Consider the following 22990-nt stretch of genomic DNA (forward strand, 5'->3'; position numbering starts at 1 on the left):
ACTATATAACCCGATTAAGGAGCGCAGGTTCTTTCTGAAGGTCTTCAAAAGTATCGATATCATTTAGTTTGTCAAGGATTTTAACTTTCTGACCTTTTATTTTTTCAATGGTTTTCGCGTATACATCCTCCCTGCTCCATGCTATGTTTTCAAAAATATCGGGATTGTTTTCTTTCATTCCCAGAAGATAATAGCCACCATCTTCAGATGGACCAATGATAAAATCATTTTCATTTAATTCTTCAAAAGCTTTTTCAAGAATATCATGTCTTAAGGAAAAGCAATCGCTGCCGATAATTACAGCTTTTTTATAACCTTGTGCAAAAACATATTCAAAGGCATTTCGCATGCATTCACCCAAGTCATCGCCTTTTTGAATTTGCGAATTTGCATTAATCCAGGGAATTGAATCTGGAATTTCCGGAGTGTAAAATGGCAATACATCTACATTAAGGTTTTTACTTTCCTGATATGTTTTTTCAACAAGTATATTATAAATGGCCATTGCTTTTTCATCGCCAATTTTCCGGGCGAGCCTGGTTTTTACTTTAGATATTTCCGGTTTTCGGAGAAAAACAATTAATGCGGAATCAGTCATAAATTTTTTCTCCGTTTTGTAACCAAATACCCCAGTTTTTGTTAAAAGCATGAACCTTATTAGTGCTGTCGCCTTGATTATTGACAACAGGGAAGCCTTTGTTTTTCCATTCGAAAATCCCACCTCTGAGGTTTTTTACATTTTGGAAACCCATCTTTTCCAGTTTTTCACCAATTTTTTCACTCCTATAGCCCACAGAACAATAAACGATCACTTCTTTGTCCTTATCCATGTCCATAATGGCGCTCTTTCTGAAATTATCATAACCAACGTATTTTGCACCTTGAATGTGGCTGACTTCAAATTCATTTTTTTCGCGGGCGTCGAGAATAATCAGATCCTCCTTGTCTATTTTCTTGCTCAGCACTTCAACATCAATTTGCTCAACTGAATTTGAAAGCAATGTATTCAGCATTATATTAAAAGATTCATCTTTTACCTGGGCGCAAGAATGATGAATAAGAAAAAGAAATAATAATAAGGTCTTAAAAAATCTCATAATTTAGCTCTAATGCAAAATGGACAAAATTACACTTTCAAAACTATAACATTAAAAACGGCTCATTTGTCTGAGCAATATCATTTTTATGCAGAACAGTTGGGATTCGAATGTATTTCCAAAAATCCTGAAAGATTTGAGATAAAATGCGGTAAGAGCCATTTAATATTTGAAGATTGGAATGAGAACTGTAATTATCACTTTGCTTTCAATATTCCTGAAAACCAGGTATTGGATTCGGCCAATTGGATCAGAAGGTATGTGGATATAATTGCATTTGAAGAAAAAGAAATCGTTGATTTCCCAAATTGGAATGCCCATTCGGTCTATTTTAAAGATCCGTCGGGAAACATACTCGAATTTATTGCAAGGCACAACCTTAAAAACCAAAGCAAAGAAAAATTTGATGCACAAAGTATATTAGAAATTAGCGAGATAGGCATTGCAACGGAAAATATTTCAAAAATGTACAGCAAATTAAAAGACGAACTCAGTTTTAATTTGTATTGGGGAGACATGGAAAAATTTGCGGCAATAGGGCATGAAAAATGTCTTTTTATTACAGTTCCTTTAGACCGGCCCTGGTTTCCTTGCGATGATGTACTAAGTAAAAAATGGCCGATTGAGCTTGAAATTTCTAAGGGAGAATCAGTAAAAACACTTAGAAAAGTAAATTCTGACTATTTATTCTTCAAATAGTCATATTTAAATAAGAAAATGACTTACTTTGACTTTGATTTGATTATGTTTATATTGTGTGCTAGAGTGCAGATACCTGAATTCTGTAAATGGCTTTAAAGGAAAATTGAAACGAACTACTTATTAATTACTACGGTATGATGGCTAAGATTAAAAATCTAATTCTGATGACTCTGGTTATGGGTCTCTCTTCGAATTTAGTATACGGACAAGCATCAAGAATTCTGACAAACCGTTCAGGAAATGAAATGCTTGACTCGTGGTTGGATAATGGCAAATATGTTGCCCTGGGAATTCTGGCCATAGCGGCTGCTTTATTTCTATTCACTATAGTAGAAAAAGTTATAAAAAGCGAACCCAAAGAAAAATATGACTATATCAATAATTCACAAAAGAGGTTGTACATGTGGACAGCAGATTTAATAGTTCTGGCCTTTTGTGTTTATATGACCGCTACTGTATTAGGCGGTAAATTTATCTGGGTTTATTACACAGCGCAGGTAGGTGTTGCAGTGATCTTCTCAGGGATGTTGATCTTCGCCCTAAAGTTTACCTTCCAGTTTTACTACCCTACTATGGTGGAAAAGAGACTAAAAAAACTGAGATATCAACCTCGCTATGACAGCAACGGACATGAAATGACATTACTTTCAGAAGATGAAGAAGATGATTATCTCGACGAAGGTATGCAGGCTGAAGAGAATGCATTTTCAGTAGACTACGACGTTTGGATCAGCAAAGCATCTGGTGAGGTGAAAATTGAAAAATACGACGGTTATCTTCATTCGGAAAAATGCCCGAGTTGTGGCTACCAAACTTATCAGCTAGTAAAAGAAGAATTGGTTAAAAAGCCAACGGCTTCAAGAGAAGGAAAAGCATACAAATATTACAGCTGCTCTTACTGCGGCCATAAAGGAAAAAGAGCTCATCGCATTCATCCGACACATACAAAATCGAGAACGAAGATGTCGGAAGACAGCAGCCAATAATATCAAGGGCCTCGAAAGAGGCCTTTTTTTATAACTTAATACAAATATTCTTAGCCTCGGTAAAAAACCGAAGTGCTTCAAAGCCACCTTCACGTCCAACACCAGAATTTTTCATTCCACCAAAAGGGGTTCTCAAGTCCCTCAAAAGCCAGGTATTAATCCAGATTACACCACTTTGTACAGCATGGGCCACCCTGTGTGCTTTATCCAGATTGCTTGTCCAAATACTGGCTGCGAGGCCGTATTCTGTGATATTGGCATATGAAATTACTTCATCTTCGCTTTCAAATGGAGTAATTGTAATTACCGGTCCGAATATTTCTTCCAGATTGGTGCGGCATGCAACCGGAAGGTTCTCAATAATGGTTGGTTCAATAAAATAACCATTTTCACATCGACCTGGGAGTTTTATTTGTTTACCACCACAAAGAATTTTTCCACCCTCTTTTTGTGCCAAATCTATATATGAAAGAATTTTCTCCATATGACCTTTTGAAACGATTGCGCCGATTTGCACATCCTCTTCCTGGGGATCTCCAATTCGCAAAGCTTTTGTTTTTTTGATCAATTCTGTTTTGAATTTCTCGTAAATGCCCTTCTGAATAAATACCCTTGATCCGCAAAGGCAAATTTGTCCCTGATTGGCAAATGAAGAAAGCATGCTTGTAGAAAGAGCTTTGTCAAAGTCACAATCCTCAAATATGATATTTGGATTTTTACCTCCTAATTCAAGCGATAATTTTTTAAACATCGGCGCAGCCGTTTTTGCTATTTGCTCACCGGTTTTTGTGCCTCCTGTAAATGAAATGGCTTTTATACCCTTATGCTCTGACAGGGCCTGTCCTACTTTTGGGCCCAGACCGTAAATTATATTTAACACTCCGGGAGGAAGCCCTGCTTTTATACAAATATCAGAAAGCAAAAAGGCCGTCATCGGTGTGATTTCTGAAGGTTTGGCGATAACACAATTACCACTTGCCAATGCAGGTGCTATTTTCCATGTAAATAGATAGAGCGGCAAATTCCATGGAGAAATACAGGCAACTACACCCAGGGGTCTTCTGAGGGTATAATTGACTGCAGGCTGCTCTTCCATATAATGAGATAAGGAAGAATCGTGCAAAATGGCCGTGGCAAAAAAATGAAAATTGCTGCTGGCTCTTGGTATATCAACTCTTTTTGCAAGATTTATTGGCTTGCCATTATCAATGGATTCTGCCACGGCAAGACCTTCCAGGTTTTCATCGATTAGCCTTGAAATATTAAGTAGTATTTCTGAACGATCTTTAATGGATGTTTGGCTCCATTTGGGAAACGCTTTTTCTGCCGCCTGATAGGCAAGCTCTACATCTTCTGAGTCAGAATCGGGAATTTGAGCATAAACGGTCCCAGTAGCCGGGTCAACATTGTCGAGGTAGTTTTGGCTTTTGGGCGCTACTAATTTTCCACCAATATAATTGTATAACTTTTCCATTAAACCCTGTTTAGCGGTTTAAATTACAAAAAGCATTTTAATCAAAATCGGTTGTCAATTTGAATCGCAGAATTCTCCCGTTACCGGCATCTGCCACAAAGAGAATTTTATCAATATAAGCGACAGCCGTGGGTCGGTTAAATTCTGATAAACCCGAACCGGAGCCGCCAAAAGAAACATTTATGTTTTTATTTGAAGATGATCCCGGCGGAGCCTGTACTCCTTCAAGACCGGTCAGGGTAAAAAGATATACAGAGTCCTTAATGGCATCCGGAATGATAAGATAATTGGTGCCGTCGCCGGTTATTACAGGGCGTTTTGGATTTGCAAAACGGTCAGGAGTGTATAAAAAACCATCAGCCCTGCTGGTATCTCCAACCGGTAAATTTAAGCCTATGTATCCCAACTCGTTTTCAGTGGCTATAAAATCAATAATCTGAGTTTTAAGAACGGTATTCGGATCATTGGAGCTAAAAATAAAATCATAATTCTGCACCTCTTGAATTCTTTGAGGGGGTTGATTAGAATTGGTTATTCCGAAAGGTTTTTTGAAAAAATCCGATCGATTACCAGAAACCGTGGTCGATACATTGATTCCGGAAACAAAACGATCATCGCGATTGAATATTAGAACGGCATCATCAGGACCACCGAATTGATTTAAATCGTTAATTGGGCCATTTCTTGTGACATAATACTCCCCATTGGCCATTATGGTGATATCGTTAAATTTAACCTGCTCCAGGAGGTCTTTGCCTTTTCCAAGACTTGAAGTCAAATAAAAAGGGTGTACGATCACTTTTTCTATAACTGCGTCCTCTAAGCCTTCATAAGACACGTCCTGATTGGGATTGGTATTTAGCTTATATATAGCGTCAAGCCTGTAATCAACATCGGACACAGTGGTATCCTTAATACCCAAAACAAATAGTGTTAAATCCCTACCCTGAGCTATGGCTTTGGCGCCCGGAATCACTCTTCTTCCAACTTCAACCAAACTGAAATCATAGGCAATGACTTCTGAACTCGAAGAATCCACCACGTAAATAAGTTGATCAAAGCCTGCAATAATATCGGTTGGATTGCCAAATCCTTCAATAGTCGGCAAGATGGGCACATAGGCCACGGGGCGGATTTGAAAATCGGGCTCCCCGAGAAAATCGAGACCTGTCTTTTTACCAAAAAAGTCCTGGCATGCGCTAATCCCCAGTCCAATGGTCAATAGTAAGATAATATTGATCCAGTTATTCTTCATCTCTTCCGGTATTATTTAAAGTAAAGCTTATTCCTGCGGAGTGTTGTATACCAAGAAAATTTGTAGGATTTATTGCATAATCGATTCGCAAGGGGTGTTTTCCTATTCTTGTTTTAAGGCCTGCTCCGAAACTCGGTAAAGTTTGGCCCAATACATTAAGTTTATAACCACCTCGCAAAAACAAAAACTCCCTGTACATGTATTCCAGCCCCAGACGAATATTTTCTGCATTATCATTGGGGTGGTTAAGTTGTATTCCGGTAATAAGAACATGATCTCCCTTTTCTAAGGGCCGCATGCTCATTCCCAGTTTAAACACCGTTGCCGGAGAATTACTGCTGAGGTCATAATTGCTTCTGTTAAAATCCAACTCAAGAAAATCACCGGATAAACTGCTGTTTGTTCCGAAATTTTGTAGTAAAATGGCAAACTGCAGGGCTTTAAAATCTGTGCGATAGAGAAAACCCAGATCTATGGCTGCGCTGTGATCTATGTATTCTGCAAGCCTTTCCTGAATGTATTTTATTTGAATTCCAAAACTGAATTTATCGGACAACGTTTTTCCATATGCCGCACCTGCAGCAATACTGCTTGCGTAAAAATACTCTCCCGTACCACCGGGTTGAAACTCGGTTCTTCTTTCCATTTTTTCGGAAGTCTGTGCGGTCACTTGCATTCCCCAGGCACCGCCGTTTTCGGTTGGTAGAATTGCACTGAAATAACTTTGATTTAAACCTTGTATGATAAATTGATTGGAGCTTGCAAGGCTAAGATTTTTAACATCAGTCATTGAAGCCGGATTGGTATAGAGCGAGTAAGCATCCCCTTCAATGCCAACATGAAAACCTCCCATGGCTATAGAGCGGGGACTCATGTTATTTTTCAAAAATGTGAGTGAAGATATGCCCGTTCTTTGGCCACCCAAATTAGGAATAAGCTGCGCTTGTAACTCAGCAACAGCGACAATTGATATAAGCGATATGATGAATAACTTTCTCATTAAAAATTAAAGCTTAAACCTGCAAGTATCTGTCTTGGTTGTCTCCACCTGGCCGGATTAAATGGCGGTTGTGAATTGTTTTCAGGATCCGGATATAATGGATCTCTGTCACTTATTGGAAGCGGATCTCCAAATTCATAGGCCCTTCCTGTTACCGGGTTGATAATTTGAGAGTTAAGGTTATTTAATAGATTCTTTACTTCAAAACTAAGCGAGACTGAACTCCTGGCAGAAATTGGAAAATCTCTTGAAATTCTCAAATCGAGCCAAAACCAATTTTCACCTACTTCTTCAAATGGAGCATCAACTACTCTCTCGTATTGAGGCCTTCCATTTGGTGCTACACCGGTTTGTACATAAGGGGTGTAGCGAAGACCTGATTTCCAGTTGGCGCTTAAATAAACTTTGAAATTGTTAAAATTGACTTTGCCGATTCTAAAGGTGGTATCGGGTTTGAAAAGAATTCCCGCTTTAAACTCAAAGGGTCTGTCCCAGGCGAGATAGTTTTCTTCCGTTGCATTGACAAAACCCTGAGTATTGATTTGTAACTCTGATTCTGCCGCTGTATTGGATTTCCCTGTAGCAATTTGATAAGCAAATGAAGCATTGGTCCTGAACCATTTTCCAATTCGTTGATTATAGCCCAGTTCTACACCTCTGATTCGGGCATAGTCCTGATTTATATAGAATTGCTTTTCCACAAATTGACCGGTTTGATCCCGAACCTGAATTCTTCTTGACACAATATAGTCAAATCGATCATTGTAAAATGCCGTTACGGTGAAGGCTAAATCCCTTGTAATTTGTGTTTTTAAACCCAGTTCATAAGACACCGATACCTCGGGATCGATATCGGGGTTTCCGAGATTGGAAAGAAAACTTCTATTTTGATATACTTTATCCAGTCCCTGATATATAAACCGAGGATGCGCCAAACGCATGGAATGCCCATAATTGAAATAAAGTACATTGTTTTCTGTAATAGGGAAGGAGACATTGAGTTTTGGCAACAAACGCGCTTTCCACCTTAATCCGGCCACCTGAACTGTTTTGTCTTTATAGTCCTGCCTGATTTGATCCAGTACAGGGGATTCCGGGTCATCCACTACATCATCGACAAATTTGCCCGGTGCCCAATATTTAAATAGTACCCCAAAGGTGGCAATCAGGCCTTTGTATTTAATCTGATCCTCCGCAAAAATCCCACCTTCCTGTGGTTTTACTGCCCAAACATCACTTGTAGAACCTATAGAAATTAGTGGTGTAGTAAGTGTGTCATTGACTTTTATTGGGGCTCCTACCCAAGGGTCTTCAACATCAATCCACTGGTATTCCTGTAATTTATGTTCGATGCCAAAAGTGTAAAAATGAGTATTGTTTTTGGAGATGTATTTGAATTTGGTTTTAAAGGTGTATTCCTGAACATAATGATCGTGCCAGAGGCTGGCAATTCCATTGTTATTGGCTAATCCCGGACCAGGAAGTACAAATACAATACTATCGGCCGGGTTGAAGAGATTAATAGGGTCTGAAACAATGCTTTCAGCATCCAGAATTCCTGAGACTGTTTCTTCCCTGAATGGCCTTCCATTGGCATCGGCTCTAAGATTGACAAATAATCGTCCAACAGAAGTTTCTACCCTCAATCGTTCCTTAAAAACATGAGAGAAGTTAAGCGCTGTTAAATTCGATCGGTGTGTATAGGTATTTGCATTGTCTAAATCTCGACTGAAGAAATACTGAAACCCCGGTGTGATGATGGCATCATTTCCCACTATTTGTAAGGACCTGGTACTTTGATTGACATTAATGCTGTGTTGATTTGTAATGGTGAGTTTTGTGTTGTTCTGTATTTTGTAACTTAGTTTTAAAGTATGCGACCATTTGTTCGCCTGTCGCGGTGCCCAAAATGTTTGATTTGTAGCAGATCGATTAAATAATCTATTGGAGCCCTCAACCAAGCCACTACTGTTATTCTGAAAGAGCGAGCTGTTCAATTGATCGGCTGTAGGGCCAAAATAATTATCAGTAATAAACATATTGGCGCTGGTAAAAAATGTAGCTTTTCCTGAAGTGAATGGAATTGGCCCGCTAAGCCCCAAATCCACGATATCGGTGTTCCATTGTGTGGTATCATTAAAACCCAGATTATCCCTTTGCCAGGATCCGGTCACAGAATATTTTTTGCCCCCTTCTCGAATTCTGGTCAAGATCACTCCTGAAGTAGAGCCTCCAAATTCTGCATTTCCTCCACCGGTTATCAATTCTACGTCCTTAATCGAGGAACTGGCCACTTCCACTCCAAAACCAGTACCCGAAAGAGGATCCGATGCAGATATACCCTCGACAACGTATGACGTTTCATAGACTCTGCCCCCGCGAATCTGAATACCATCGGGAGTTTCGGTAACACCCGCCTGCATGGCAACTACATCCTGAACATTTCTGACGTTCATTTCCTGAATCTCCGTGGCAGAAATCTTCACTTGCGATTTTCCGGACTCCAGATCAACCAAATTTTTGTCACCCACTACAACTACCGTTTCTAAAGTTGTACCCAACTCTTCCAGTTTTACATTGAGTGTAGTCGTTTGCCCTTTTTTGATTCTTATTCCGTTGAACTGCTTCTCATTGTAACCCAAATAAGTTACACGTATGGTATAATCACCGGGTTTGAGCTGATCAATGGTGTATTCCCCGTTGAAATCAGCTGCGGCCCCTTGGTAAGTTCCAACCACAAAGACATTGGCGCCAATAAGTGCTTCGCCGCTGCCGGAATCAATGATCTTGCCTTTCAATTTCCCCTGAGAAAAAGCAGAGACGCTCATAATTAGGAGTAGGATTGATATATAAAATCTACCAGTCAAATTCTTCATTTAATGCAGTCTCAAAAAAGGTTTGAAGTCCCTGCGGGTTGCCGTTAAATTTGTGCAATTCGATAGAAAAGAAAATAAAATTGGTTTGTCCTGAACCGTTTTCCACTTTGGCACCAATGACTTCCGGTCCATCCCAACCATTCAATTTTAATGGTTCGGATAAAAATAATGCCGTGCTACCTAAAGAATTGTGAAAAGGGGCCGCATTGGCAATATTCGCTGTGCATATCAAACTGTCATAAGCAGGCAATTGAGGTCTTGCTACAGATCCATTCACATATCTTGCCTGTGACACACCATTTTTTGGTGATATACTATCGATCGGTGCAAAATTAAATATGGGTGAGCTTTGATCCGCATCACCAGTTAAAAAAGCCGAAATAATCAATTTGCCGCCATCGTCTAAATAAGGCTGAAGCCCGGAAATGGCAACTTCTAATAATGGTGAACCGGAAGAAAAGTTTTCATCAGATGAATACCAAAAAAGAGAAGGGTAGAGATCTATAAGCAGTGGAAAATTAAAATTCCAGAATCTAATATTTGAACCGGCCTCATTATCTAATATATCAATAAAGTCCGCCGGATTACCGGATGCATTAATGATTGAATTGTATGTTGACCTTAAAGACTTATCAAAATGCGCAGCTATTATTAATAAGTCAGATGTTTTAGATTTCAAATAAAAAGTGCTAGTGGTATCCACATCACTCAGAGAACCGGCATTATCTCTTGTTTGTATGTATACTGTGTTGATATCATTTAATTTTAATCCGGAAATGGTGGTATTCAATTCGCTTTCAGAATTGATTACAAAAGAAGGTGAAATAGTACTGCTTAATAATATTCTGGTTTCAACCTCGCCGGTAGCCGTTGGATCTACAGGTATAAAACGGGCGGCATTTTTTTGTCCATCTATAGGAAACCATGGCCCCTCGTTTATTTTTATGAAAGTCGAATCGATGGTTTCTTCCCCGTCGAGATCAAGCGTATTCCAAATCAATGAAAACACCGTATTGCTCGTATCAACAGGGAAAAAGTCCTCATCAAATTGTATTTCAGGAGCCGTGTTACGGATTGGAATTTGTAAGTAGGCCGGACTTGGGTCAATGAGCCCGTCATTGTCGATTGCCCTCACAAAGAAGTCAATGTTTGCTGTATCGGACCCTTCCGATATGGTGAAATTAAAGGTGCTATCTGTGCTTGTTGTTCTCGACCAAATGATTTCATCAAAAGAGATTTCATATTCCTTGACAAAACCGTCTTTATCCGTTCCGAGCCAATTTAAACTCACGACACTGGTTAATCGATCCTGACCAACAAGATCTATCTTATTAATAAAGATGGAAGTATCCGGTGGTGTTTTTGGAAGGGGACTACCCTCATCGCATGAGGACAACGCCAGAACAATCAACCAAGGAAAATATTTGTGAAATTGCTTTCTCAACAAGCTTAATTAAAACCCCTTCCCAATGATTTAATGGAAAGGGGAAATTAAATTATCTATTTATAATCAATTGGAAGGACTCAATAAAATTACCTTCTTCCATTACCTTCATAATGTACTGGCCATTTTGCATCATTCTAAGATTGAATTTGCTCAGTTTTCCATTAGCTTGATTCTCCCAAACTTTTTGTCCAAGTGTATTGTAGATTTCAACCTGATATGATTTATTATCAAAAGCAGAAACCAGGCTCAATTCATCTGAACTTGGGTTTGGATAGATTTTTAAGGTTCTATCAGCAACTTCATTTCTATCAATTCTTGTAATACTATTGTTTTCAAAGTCACTATTACTTCTGGGTAGCAATTTGAAGTTTCCAAATGAGTAATACATGACTCCCGTTAAACCCGTCATCCTATCACCAACTTCAACCGGGATTTGAGTAATGGAGTAATTTGGATCGAGCTGTACATTAGGCGTTGTAAAGGAAACATTTATTGATCCTCCGCCACGTCCGACCAATACTCTTGAACCATTATTTGGATTAAACTTATCCAAGCCAACTCTAAATTCTCCAAAATCACTTGGAGCATCTGCATTATCTTCAACTATGTAAACACTGTCGCCTGGATTTGTACCAACAAACTTCAGCAACAAACCTTCATATTTTTCATTTGCTAAACTATAAGAAGTAAAATCTCCCGGATCTTTTTCGATAGGTGCTGGCGCACCAACCGTTGTAACTGTTGTAAAATCAGCATCATCCTGAACTTCAATTTGAGTAAAACCAAAGCTTTCCTGAACTATTCCGGTTACCTGAACTAATTCACCTTTGGGTGTATTTGAAAAGTTTTGAGGGTTTCCACCACCAAAAGCAACTCTAATTCCACCCCATTCCGTTACATTGACATCTTGAATCCAGTTAAAACTTTCAAAATCACCATCGGCGATAGAAGCAGAAACAACTCCCTGAACAGTTACGGTTTCGCCTAAATAACCGGATTCCCCATCATTGTAAATGGTATATTGTAAATCCCTTACAGTTAACAGACCAGTGTTACGAACAAAGTAAAAAAACTTTTTATCATTAGCCCCAGCGCTTGGAACAGATGTAGTATTGTTATCGTTGTCAGTTGCTTGTAAGTAGTATTTTACCATTTGGCCATCAGATGCTGCCGGTATAATTGCAGTATACAAATTGTTTGATCCGGTAAAGGTCATACTTACCGGCGTAAAGTTTGTATTGGCTTCTCCAAAAGCATAAAACAACTGAGGAACGCCAACAATTGAACCACCATTATCCGCTATTGTTGCCGTTACTGTTACCTGATCTGCATCGGTAGGCACCTGAATATTCCTAAATACATTAGTGATTTTGGGTGCAGAAGGCCCATATACATAATGAGTTGTATCAAAAGGAGCAATGGCATATGGTGGTGAGTTTCCAAAATTTCTACCATCAATAATTCCTTTTAGCGTGTCAAAAATATCTCCAATTACCGGCGGATTAAATGGAGGATATGGAATTTGATTATTTCCGGATACTACAGATGGTTGTTGTACCGTATATGTATCATAAACTTCTACCTCATTATTGTTAGCATCCTTTACCGTAAAGCGAATATCTGTAGAAGTTGCTACAACATTGGTTACTTCAACGCCAATAAATTCTGCAAACGAAGCTTCAAGCGGCTCTCCGGATACCGAGCTTGGTATAGCAGGATTACTTAATTGAAATACACTTAGATCGGAGTATTTATTTGTAAGAACAGGTCTTAAACCACTAACACCGGTCAAAATGGCAAACCCTCCACTTGGAAGCGGGTCAATCTGAGTTTCATTTAAGAATTCACTAATGACTCCGGTAATTTCAACAGAATCTCCAGGTACTACATTGAGCATATCATCCGGAGTAGTAGCCCCAACGCTTTGTGAATTTGAATAACGGACATTAATTCCGGACCAAGGGCCGTTTCCATCCTGTATCCAAATCCATCTTCCTTGTGTTGAACTTGAAACTCCAACGCCCGGAGGTGTAACTACAACACCACGAATTGTTACTGTATCTCCATTATATGGTGATAAATCACCAGTAGTGGTAGTCCCAAGACTATCATTTGGAACCTGCTGAACCTGCTGAATAGTAAGTAAAGGAAAGGGCTGTGAGAAGGCACTCAAAACACTGAATGTCAAAATTGATAATAGTAGATAAAATCGCTTCATAAGATTGATTATTTAATAATTACAAATTGTCCGTTAAAAGTTTTTCCTGTTTCAAGGTCTTCTACTGAAAAAAGGTAGAGTCCTCTTGAAATTATCTGATTGTCTTTGCTCAATAAATCCCAGGAATGTTCACCCCCGGAAAATTCAGTTTGATTGCTGGCAGAATAAGTATCGTACCATCTGATATCACTGCCATCATAGGCGCCGTCATGTCTGAACTCATCGACCAAATCACCTGCATTGGAAAATATTCGCACCACACATTTTGCCGGAAGGTTGGCAAAGTTTAATTTTCTATCTTCTTCAAAAATACTTGGCCCTTCCCAGGATGCGCCGGCATAATAGGGATTAGGGTAAACAAAGGGATCTTTTTTTTCTATATCAGGATTTTCACGCGTACCCGGATAAACACGCTTTAGAGCTCCTAATGCACTTGATTCCAAAGAGCTTATACCGTTTTCCTTATCCCCTCTGTCAAAAGCGGTTACACTGACTGCGTATTGCCAGCCATTGAGAATATTATCAATTCTTAATCTGTAGAAATACTGATTGGTATCTCCTTCAAACTGAATCGGAGAATCAAGCCTTATACTATCAAAACCATTGTCAAAAAATATTTGATTGTCTTTAATATCATATTGCTTAAACAACACTAAAGATTGCTGAACATTGCTTTGGTTCTCTACATCAAATCCCAATTTAGATAAGTAAATTTTGTAACCTTCAAAATCCATCTCCTGAGAAATTGGATCAATCGACGTTTCAGAATTAGCAGTCCAGTAGATGTCTATAAAATTATCTCCTGACTCGATTTTAGTATTTGGAATATCGGGAGGAGTGGGCAAGATGTACCTTGTGATTTTTCCGTTTTGATCAAGGTCTTCTCCTTCATCCAAAACTCCATTAAAATTGGCATCTTCTCCATTAAATGCCGTCTGAGCCCATCCTGCATTCGTAACAAATTGCACTCTTTCTTCGGGCAAATCAAGGTTTTGCGTTTCAGAGCTATTTATTGTTTTTACCATTGGCGCATACACCATGGCAAAGGCTACATTAACAGTATCACCCGGTAAAGTTTGAGCAAATGGACCAACTGAAATCAGATTTGACCTGTTTCCGGGTTCTCTTAACTCTTCCCAATACGATTTCCCCGAGCTCGTTCCGCCATTGGCCTGACAATCGGGATCATTTACATCGTAAAAACAGGGTAATTGATTTAATCCCTGTGTCATTTTTTGATAGCGTTTTTGCTCTGTATCCGGAAAAGAATAAAACAGACTGTTTGTATTTCTAAAAAACCAGGAAGAATAATGCAATTTAAAATTAGGATCTATTAAAGGGTGTTTAAAGCCTTCCTTGTCAGAAGCACCTAAAAACTTTTCACCCTGATAAGAATCAGAAAAACCCACATCTCCGGCTGCATCAAAATCATAACTCATGTATAATGAGTCAAGATAACCATTTCCACCTTGAGAATAGAAAACGCTTCCACCCGGTGGAGTAAGGTTTACATTGCGGACTACACCATTTACAAGGATCCCAACATACATCGAATCCAAAGTATTATTTCCGTTATTAATAATTTGAAAATCAAGAATCACAAAAAAATCAGCAAAAGGGAAATTCCAATTATATACCTCGTATTTAACCTCCAATCCCATTGGATTATCGTGACCACTAATTTGGGTATTGTCCGTTCCGGGAACCGTTATATTTTTATCAGTAAAATAACTAACAAAATCCTGTTGTGAAACGGCATTTGGTGAATAAAATGGACTATTGACTTCGTTGGATCTTTCGGTAATACCGGAACCGACCTCCGCAGTCATTTCAAAATTAGGCGCCCCTGTTGTGTAGCCATTGGGTGCATCGGAATAAGCGGTGGATACAGCGACCTGATTTCCGTTAAGCAATGCCCCAATCCAAATACCACCTTGAAATGCATGTTCTACACCTGAATTAAGCGGAAATTCAGCAGAAGGAGAGCCGATCAAATTGAAATCGCCCTTAAAGGCATTTCCAATCATTCCAAGATTATTGATTGTTAGACCTACATTGCATACTTCCGTTACTCTTTCCTCGAAAGACTGAGAATAGCATGTTACGGACATGAAAGTCAATATAAAAAGTGAGAATGATCGCATGTGCTTTGGACTACAAAAGTAAGCAGGGAATCTATTTCCTTTATTATGAAAAAGTTATTTTTTCAGAATTTTAATTTTTCCACAATTTCCATCTTCACTTATCCAGCTTAAAATATAAATTCCACTTTCTTCATTAAAGGGTAATGCTAAGGTCTGAGCATCATTTATTCGATAGTCACCAATTATTTTTCCCTGAATAGTGTTGATCTGAATGCTGTAATTTTTTCGACTTAAAAAACTCAATTTAATTTCATTGTCAATGGGGTTTGAACTCAGTTTTACCTCATCCTTAATTGTACTTTTTGAAAGGGCCACCATACCCGTACTTTCAATTTCCAGATCAAGATAAACAGGCAAATGATCGGAGAGGTCAAATAAGGCATCGGCAATGGAATCCGGAACAGCTGAATTCGTTCCTGCATTGATGGAGCTGTTAAATCGATTTCCGTCCTGGCCATAAGCAGTGTAAGTGCCCGGGATATATTCTATGTTCGCAGAATCTCCCATGATGTATTCCGAGGCAAAGATCACATCAAAACGATCATCCATTCCGCCACCTGCACCACAGCCACTGCTGGTATAGGTAGATTGCGTGTGAATGGGGGCAAAGCTTGAATTGTTGTTCCAGAATCCAAGACTATTGATGGGGTCAATGAATTTTACTTTTGGATCGGAAGGGTTCAATAAATTTTGAATACCTGCTTCATTGCTCGAACGTGAATTGAAATCACCCATCACCAAATAATTATCCCGCACTCCTTTTGATACAAGCGTATTGATTATGTTTTGAGTTTGTTGATCTCTCGTATTCTGATCTGAACCCGTTGAGCCCGCTTTTAAATGTGCATTGATTATCGTAAGAAAAACCGTGTCTGCTCCCTGAGCCAAAAGCGGGTCTTTATAATAAAAGCGGGCCAGATTAATATCCCTCAAAACGCCATTAATGATTTCTTCCGAGGCAATGCCAAATTTTTGTGAATTGTAAAAAAACATGTTCACAATTTCTGACCCGGCGGTATTGCTGTATTGTCCTCTTTGATAGTAATTGACTCCATTGGTGTTCAAAACATTTTGCAAAATCCTATCCGCATAAAGCGAATTATTGGCCATTTCATTGATGCCGAGAATATCGGGTTTTGTGCTATGGGCTATCTTTTTAAATGCGGCATCCTGAATAGCCATGGCAGCGCTGGAATTGGAACATCCCCCTGAATTACTTCCGTAAAAAAGAATATTGTATTGCATCACCCGGGCTGTGTCGATGGATTGTCCGATGGAAATATTTGAAACAAAAAGGAGTAAAATAATTAATCTCAAGGCCTTCGATTTTTAAGCAAAAGTAACCCTAAAAATGTAAAGGCCCCATTAATTATCAAAACCGTAAAACCGAGGCTAAAACCTTCAAACCAAATGGGCAACATGTGATCCAAAAAGTATGATATAGCCGGACTTATTAAAACCACTATTGGTACGTATTTATCCTTGATTGAATAACGCGTAAAAATGCCGAAAGTGAATAAACCCAAAATTGGGCCATAGGTATAACCGGCCACTTTGAAAATGGCACTAATAACGGTGTCATCGTTTAAAATTCTGAAGACGACTATTACCATAAAAAGCAATACAGAGAAACCCAGGTGAGTTTTAAGCCTGATTTTGCGTTTTTGCTTTTCGTCATCAATTTTTTTGAAGTTTAAAAAATCAACACAAAATGATGTAGTAAGGGAGGTTAGGGCTGAATCGGCACTGGAATAGGCTGCGGCCGTCATTCCCAACAGGAAGATAATTCCGGCATAAGTTGGAAAATGATGAACAGCCAGAAACGGGAATAGGTCATCGCTTCTTTCCGGAAGGGAAATGCTATGAAAATCAGTGTAATTGTAAAGTAAAAGCCCGAGTATTAGAAAGAGTAGATTTACAAATACCAAACTCGAACTGAACCAATACATGTTTTTCTTGGCATCTTTTAAATTGCGGCAGGTGAGATTTTTCTGCATCATGTCCTGATCGAGCCCGGTCATGGCAATGGCAATGAATGTGCCCGCAAAAAACTGTTTAAAGAAATTTTGAGAGCTATTCCAGTCCCACTCAAAAATTCTGGACATTTCCTGATCCGCAATAAATCCAGGTAGTGAGGTTAAATCAATATTAAGATCGTTTGAAATCACATAAATGCTTACAAAAACAGCAATTAACATGAACAGGGTTTGCAAGGTATCCGTCCATACGATTGTTTTTATTCCTCCGCGATAAGTATACACCCAAATGAGAAGGATGGTAATGGCCACAGTTGCCATAAAAGGAACCTCCCAGGCATCAAAAAGAGATATTTGCAAGACCATTGCAACAAGGTAAAGACGAAAAGCCGCACCAATGGTCCTGGACAAAAGGAAAAATGCAGCACCGCTTTTATAACTAAAAAAACCAAATCGGGATTCCAGGTAAGTATAAATAGAGGTAAGATTAAGCTTATAATAAATGGATAAAAGAACGTTGGCAATTACAAAATAACCCACCAAATAGCCCAAGACAATCTGCATATAGCTAAAATTGGACGATCCCACCCAACCGGGTACTGAAATAAACGTCACTCCAGAGAGCGAAGCACCAATCATTCCAAAAGCCACCAAATACCAGGGGGAGTTTTTATTGGCAGTAAAAAAAGAATCAGAATCTCCCTTTCCGGCAGTTAAACGAGCCAAAATGATCAATAGGAGGAAATACGAAGCGATTATGAAAAAAACTAATCCTGGTGACATTTGCTCAAAATGATAATTGCGGGGATTTTTTTATAATTTTGCGTGAAATTAATCAATTCAACTTCTATGCATAATCATAAGGAAGAAGAAATTGAACTTCTGGAAGAAGTCGGTACAGACCTTGACCGTGATCTGATTGTATTCAACGACGATTTTAACACTTTTGACCATGTGATTGAAACGCTTATAAAAATCTGTAGACACAGCGCAGAACAGGCCGAACAATGCACCTGGATCATTCATTACAATGGTAAATGCAGTGTTAAAAAAGGGAATGAGCAAAAACTTATTCCTATGCGAAATGCAATTTGCGACAGAGGAATATCTGCGGAGGTAATCTAGTATGCAATACCCATCCCGTCTAATTGAAAAAGCCGTAGAAGAATTTTCAAGGCTTCCGGGAATTGGAAGTAAAACTGCCCTTCGATTGGTTTTACATCTTTTAAAAAAGGACAAGTCACAATCTCAGGCGCTATCAGAATCCATACAGGAATTGCGTGAAAAAATTCGCTATTGTGAGAAATGCTGCAATATTTCAGATAAAAATGTTTGTGAAATCTGTGCCAATCCTGGAAGAGATACAGAAATACTTTGTGTAGTACAGGACGTAAGGGATGTCATGGCCATTGAAAATACCGGCCAATATCGCGGTTTATATCATGTTTTGGGAGGAATTATTTCTCCTATTGAAGGCATAAGCCCTAATGAATTGAATATAGATTCTTTGCTTAAAAGAGTGAAAGAAGAGGCTATAAAAGAAATTATATTTGCACTCAGCAGTACAATGGAAGCTGATACCACAGCTTTTTATATTTCAAAGAAATTGAAAGATAATGATGTCAAAATGAGTTCCATCGCCAGAGGGATACCAATCGGTGGGGAATTAGAATACGCCGATGAAATTACGCTCGCCAGAAGTATTTCTCAAAGAATGACTTACAGAACCGACTGATATGGCTGAAAAACAGCTTTCAGTTATCATTGTTTCTCACAATGCCCTGTTATATCTCGACCTGACACTCAGATCGCTCATCGAAGCTACTGATCATATACAATCTGAGATTATTCTTGTTGATAATGCTAGTACAGAACCCGTTGTAAATTGGGTACGCGAACATTTTTCCGAAGTTGTATTAATTGCTTCCGAACGAAACCTCGGATTTGGCAAGGCCAATAACCGTGGCTTAAAGGAAGCGAAGTCCAAAAGAATTTTATTCTTAAATCCCGACACTATTGTTTCTAAAAGGAATATTGATTCATCGCTGGAATTATTTGATCGCGATGCAAAAATAGGAGCAATTGGATTGAGAATGATCAATGGGATGGGTCTTTTTTTACCCGAATCAAAGCGATCGGTACCGGGACTTTGGTCCTCATTTTCGAGGGTTTTGGGATTAAGCAGTTTATTTCCAAAAAGCAGGCTTTTCGCATCTTACAGAATGGGAAATATTCCGGAAAAAGCAAGTGCAGAAGTAGAGGTCCTTTCGGGAGCTTGCATGTTTTTAAATGTAAAGGAAAAAGAGCTACAGCAATTTGATACTGACTATTTCATGTATGGCGAAGACATCGATATTTCATATCGAATCAAAAAAGCGGGCTATTCGGTCAGATATCTTGGCGAAGAAACGATGGTGCATTTTAAAGGGGAAAGCACCAATAAAAAAGCATGGTGGTATTATTATTGGTTTTATAAAACCATGTGGATTTTTAGGAAAAAGCATTTCAGAAATTTCCACCATCAAATAATCAATGCGCTTCTCTTTCCGGCAATTTGGGGTTTAATGTTCCTGGGCTATTTAAAAGGACAAATACCAGAGAAAAAGCCTTCTGGCAAATCTGGATTTAAATCTTATCATATTGTAGGAAATAAGAGTCTAAAACTTGAATTGAGTTTGCAAAAGTTTCAGAACAAGGCCAGGGAAATTGAACTTCGAAAAGCCGAGCTGATAATCATCGATGTGGACTACACCGGATACAGCGAAGTCATAGAATTACTTGATTTAAAACCGGATGATCAAAAAGTTATTTTTTGGAACGAAGAAATGGGCAAATTCTTTGGGGCCTATTAAAATCCTTAGGTTAAAAGGGATTCTATATCATCTTTACTAAGAGATTTCATCATACCTTCTTCTGTAGTAATTAGTTCTTCGGCTAATTTTTTCTTCTTTTTCTGAAGTTTAAGAATTTTCTCTTCTACGGTATTTCTTGTTATAAACCGGTAGATCATTACATTTTGTGTCTGTCCAATGCGATGAGCTCTGTCAATGGCCTGAGATTCTACGGCCGGATTCCACCAGGGATCCAATAAAAATACATAATCTGCTGCGGTGAGATTTAAGCCTGTTCCTCCTGCTTTTAAGGAAATGAGGAATACTTTAATATCTTCATTTTGCTGAAAAAGATCTACCTGGCCTTGGCGGTCTTTGGTGGTACCGTCCAGGTAGGCGTAAGAAATGGCATATTTATCAAGGTGTTTCCTTACAATCGACAAGTGTTTTACAAATTGACTAAAAATTAAAATTTTATGCCCTTCAAGGACGGCGGATTCAATCATGTGCCGTAGAGTTTCCATCTTACCCGAATCTTCGGAATACATGTCATCGACCATAGAAGGGTGATTGGCCAGTTGCCTCAATTTAGATAAACCCTGCAATAACACGATTTGTGATTTTCCATTTCCATGTGTTTCAAAATGACTTAAAATTTGATTTCTGTAATAGGATTTGGCCTCTTCGTATTTCTTCTCTTGCTCGGCCGTCATATCGCAATATTTTACGTTTTCAGTTTTGGGTGGCAGCTCTTTGGCCACCTGCGATTTATGTCGTCTTAAAATAAATGGCTTAATAATGGTATAGAGGCGATGCGATTTTAATTCATCCTGATTTTTTTCAATGGGAATTAAGAATTCATTTTTGAAAAACTTTTGCTCTCCAAGTAGTCCCGGATTTATAAAGGTCATCTGCGACCAGATATCCAAGGAGCTGTTCTCCAGGGGTGTACCTGTAAGCGTCAGCTTAAAGGAAGACTTTAAGTCCGTCACCGATTGAAAGATATTGGAACTAGGGTTTTTAATGGCCTGGGATTCATCGAGAATAATATAATTAAAGTAAAATTCTTTCAAGATGTCCTTATCAATTCGTGTTATCCCGTACGAAGTCAAAATGAGATCATAATCTCCAAAACGACTGATGTCTTTATTTCTATTGGTTCCCACATAAGGGTGAATCTTTAGTTTTGGCGTAAATTTTTTGGCCTCGAGCATCCAGTTATAAACTAGGGATGTTGGTAAAATCAAAATGGATGTTCCGCCTTCATTTTCTTTTAAAGATTGCAGTAGAGCCAATGTCTGAATGGTCTTTCCCAAGCCCATATCATCAGCCAGACACCCACCAAATCTGAACTTATTTAGGAAACGCAACCAATTGTATCCAGCTTTTTGATAAGGGCGGAGTTTTCCTTTAAATCCTTCGGGCAATTCGTATTCTTCAATGGTCTCAAAACTGCGAAGTTGTTGAAGTTTTTTGCTCATGGAAACCTTGGCGAGGTTTCCGGATTGCATTTCATTAACCAGCGATAAGTGATGCTTTTTAAGTGTAATGCCGGAACCATTTTCTTTATCAATGAAGGTAAAAAGCTCGGAATAATTGGAAAACCATTCTTCCGGAATTACTGCATATTCTCCGTTTGGCAAACGAAACTCCCGGCGTTTACTCATGATATGTTCCCTTAGCTCAATAAAAGGAATCTCAAAGTCACCGAATTGCACTTTGGCACGTATGTCAAACCAGTCGTTGTTTTCAGAAATGTCTATATCCAGACTCGAGTTACCAAAGAAGAATCGCTTTTCATCTTTCTTAGTCTGCTGTATGATAAAGCCAATATCCATTAGCAATTCTTTATTCTGATTTAACCAAGCCAGAAACTGGCTCTTTGGCATCAGACATTTGTAGTTTTTAAGCGGCAAATTGAGTCGAAGTAATCGTTCCAGACGTTCTTTTTCCCAGTCGAACTTCCTCATGATTTTATGAAAGGTAAACTGCTCCCCTTCTTTGCTCAGCTTAACGCTCTTACTTTGCTTTTCATCTCCATTTATTTCGTAGTCATTGTAGCGAAATTTCAGTTGAAGCAAAAATTTACTGTTATAATTTTCTTTGCCATTTGAATTCTGAAAAAGATCCATACTCGGCGATGAATCTTCAAATTCCGCAATAGAAAGTACAGCTCGGGGTTGGTCTCTTTCCACTTTTATTTCAAATCCCTTGGCATATACATCATAACTGGCGACCAGCGGTGCCACGAATTTTTTATAATAGTCGTCCTCCAGATTTTTAGGGATGACTATAAATTTTTTATTGAGAAAGGGGATCAGTTTTTTCCCGTCGACATTTTTTTCAAAATTGTAAATGTTATTTTCCAAAAGCATCCATGCCGGTTTTTTGCAAAGAATTTGGGCTCCTTTGTACTGAAACTCCAATTTTTCACCCATATGCTTTATGGTTGGGAAATAATGCGTATTGTCTTCGTTTCTTCTAAAATGAAATAGCACCGTTGCTTTTTCCTTCATAACCGCCAAAGGATTGGCCGTAGGCTCACCGTCATTGCCCATTTCAAAGACCAGTTTATCTTTTAGCAGTTTTAATATTTTAGCCCTGCGCTCATCTAAAAATTCTGCAATGGCCTGCTGCAAAGGCTTGTCTCCCTTTTCCTTATTAAAAACTTTGAGAAAAAACTCCGCCGGAGCTACACGTTTGTGATAAAACTTTCGAACAATGGTCTCCTGATTCATCACATCCATGAGCTCGATTAGCTCATAATCTATCTCATCCAGCCCATGTCTGAATTCTTCCGCATTTTGACTCGAAATATTTTGGTGTTTTAAACTTAAGCGGCCCTCCTGATCGAGTTCTACAATATAAGATTCAAATAAATGCCCAAGGAATTCATGCTGGTATAGTGAATAGATGACTTTAAAAGAATTTTGGGGCGAAATTTTCATGGGCAAACAACAAAACTATGTATTTTTTAAAAACGC

At 38.7% G+C, this 22990-nt stretch carries 17 protein-coding genes; 5 read left to right on the forward strand and 12 right to left on the reverse strand.

The genetic code is table 11. The features are described from left to right. Position 1: 1 nt before the first annotated feature. Positions 2–598: a TIGR04282 family arsenosugar biosynthesis glycosyltransferase gene (locus HZR84_07965; protein QNL21875.1), complete on the reverse strand. Its 597-nt coding sequence runs from the start codon at positions 596–598 to the stop codon at positions 2–4. Beyond that, on the reverse strand, positions 591–1013 hold the full coding sequence (locus tag HZR84_07970; GenBank protein QNL23218.1) for a rhodanese-like domain-containing protein: 423 nt from the start codon (positions 1011–1013) through the stop codon (positions 591–593). Before HZR84_07970 ends, HZR84_07965 begins: the two co-directional genes overlap by 8 nt. Before the next feature lie 96 nt (positions 1014–1109). Here HZR84_07970 and HZR84_07975 point away from each other — a divergent pair, with 96 nt between their 5' ends. After that, complete coding sequence (locus HZR84_07975) at positions 1110–1796, forward strand: hypothetical protein (protein ID QNL21876.1); 687 nt, start codon at positions 1110–1112, stop codon at positions 1794–1796. A gap of 137 nt (positions 1797–1933) precedes the next feature. Next, positions 1934–2785, forward strand: coding sequence for a hypothetical protein (locus HZR84_07980; protein ID QNL21877.1), 852 nt, complete (start codon positions 1934–1936; stop codon positions 2783–2785). Between the two features lie 28 nt (positions 2786–2813). On the opposite strand, the gene HZR84_07985 is transcribed toward HZR84_07980, so the two are convergent. From HZR84_07985 to HZR84_08025, 9 genes are all read right to left on the reverse strand, one after another. Continuing rightward, positions 2814–4259, reverse strand: coding sequence for an aldehyde dehydrogenase (locus HZR84_07985; GenBank protein QNL21878.1), 1446 nt, complete (start codon positions 4257–4259; stop codon positions 2814–2816). Positions 4260–4296: 37 nt separating this feature from the next. Continuing rightward, a complete protein-coding gene (locus HZR84_07990) occupies positions 4297–5514 on the reverse strand; it encodes a hypothetical protein (GenBank protein QNL21879.1) in 1218 nt (405 codons plus the stop codon). Beyond that, complete coding sequence (locus HZR84_07995) at positions 5504–6514, reverse strand: PorV/PorQ family protein (protein QNL21880.1); 1011 nt, start codon at positions 6512–6514, stop codon at positions 5504–5506. The genes HZR84_07990 and HZR84_07995 overlap by 11 nt, the downstream gene beginning before the upstream one ends. Further along, entirely contained in the window at positions 6514–9342 is a 2829-nt protein-coding gene (locus tag HZR84_08000; protein ID QNL21881.1) for a TonB-dependent receptor, read from the reverse strand. Before HZR84_08000 ends, HZR84_07995 begins: the two co-directional genes overlap by 1 nt. A 28-nt stretch (positions 9343–9370) precedes the next feature. Further along, positions 9371–10834, reverse strand: a complete 1464-nt coding sequence (locus tag HZR84_08005; GenBank protein QNL21882.1) for a hypothetical protein — start codon at positions 10832–10834, stop codon at positions 9371–9373. A gap of 52 nt (positions 10835–10886) precedes the next feature. Further along, positions 10887–13055, reverse strand: a complete 2169-nt coding sequence (locus tag HZR84_08010; protein QNL21883.1) for a T9SS type A sorting domain-containing protein — start codon at positions 13053–13055, stop codon at positions 10887–10889. Positions 13056–13063: 8 nt separating this feature from the next. Then, the gene (locus HZR84_08015) at positions 13064–15166 is read right to left on the reverse strand and encodes a hypothetical protein (GenBank protein ID QNL21884.1); all 2103 of its coding nucleotides are present in this window, start codon (positions 15164–15166) and stop codon (positions 13064–13066) included. A gap of 87 nt (positions 15167–15253) precedes the next feature. Next, entirely contained in the window at positions 15254–16516 is a 1263-nt protein-coding gene (locus HZR84_08020; GenBank protein ID QNL21885.1) for an endonuclease/exonuclease/phosphatase family protein, read from the reverse strand. After that, positions 16513–17958, reverse strand: coding sequence for a sodium:solute symporter (locus HZR84_08025; protein ID QNL21886.1), 1446 nt, complete (start codon positions 17956–17958; stop codon positions 16513–16515). Before HZR84_08025 ends, HZR84_08020 begins: the two co-directional genes overlap by 4 nt. 66 nt (positions 17959–18024) lie before the next feature. On the opposite strand from HZR84_08025, the gene HZR84_08030 reads away from it, so the two are divergent. Genes HZR84_08030 through HZR84_08040 form a run of 3 tightly spaced genes read left to right on the forward strand, consistent with a single transcriptional unit; the run spans position 18025 to position 20027 of the window. Beyond that, entirely contained in the window at positions 18025–18300 is a 276-nt protein-coding gene (locus HZR84_08030; protein QNL21887.1) for an ATP-dependent Clp protease adaptor ClpS, read from the forward strand. 1 nt (position 18301) lies between these two features. Beyond that, on the forward strand, positions 18302–18910 hold the full coding sequence (gene recR, locus HZR84_08035) for a recombination protein RecR (GenBank protein QNL21888.1): 609 nt from the start codon (positions 18302–18304) through the stop codon (positions 18908–18910). Position 18911: 1 nt separating this feature from the next. Then, the gene (locus HZR84_08040) at positions 18912–20027 is read left to right on the forward strand and encodes a glycosyltransferase family 2 protein (protein ID QNL21889.1); all 1116 of its coding nucleotides are present in this window, start codon (positions 18912–18914) and stop codon (positions 20025–20027) included. 5 nt (positions 20028–20032) lie between these two features. Here HZR84_08040 and HZR84_08045 read toward each other — a convergent pair whose 3' ends face one another. Beyond that, positions 20033–22954: a DEAD/DEAH box helicase gene (locus tag HZR84_08045; GenBank protein QNL21890.1), complete on the reverse strand. Its 2922-nt coding sequence runs from the start codon at positions 22952–22954 to the stop codon at positions 20033–20035. Between the last annotated feature and the right edge of the window lie 36 nt (positions 22955–22990).

Source organism: Hyphobacterium sp. CCMP332 (assembly GCA_014323545.1).
Lineage (GTDB): Bacteria > Bacteroidota > Bacteroidia > Cytophagales > CCMP332 > CCMP332.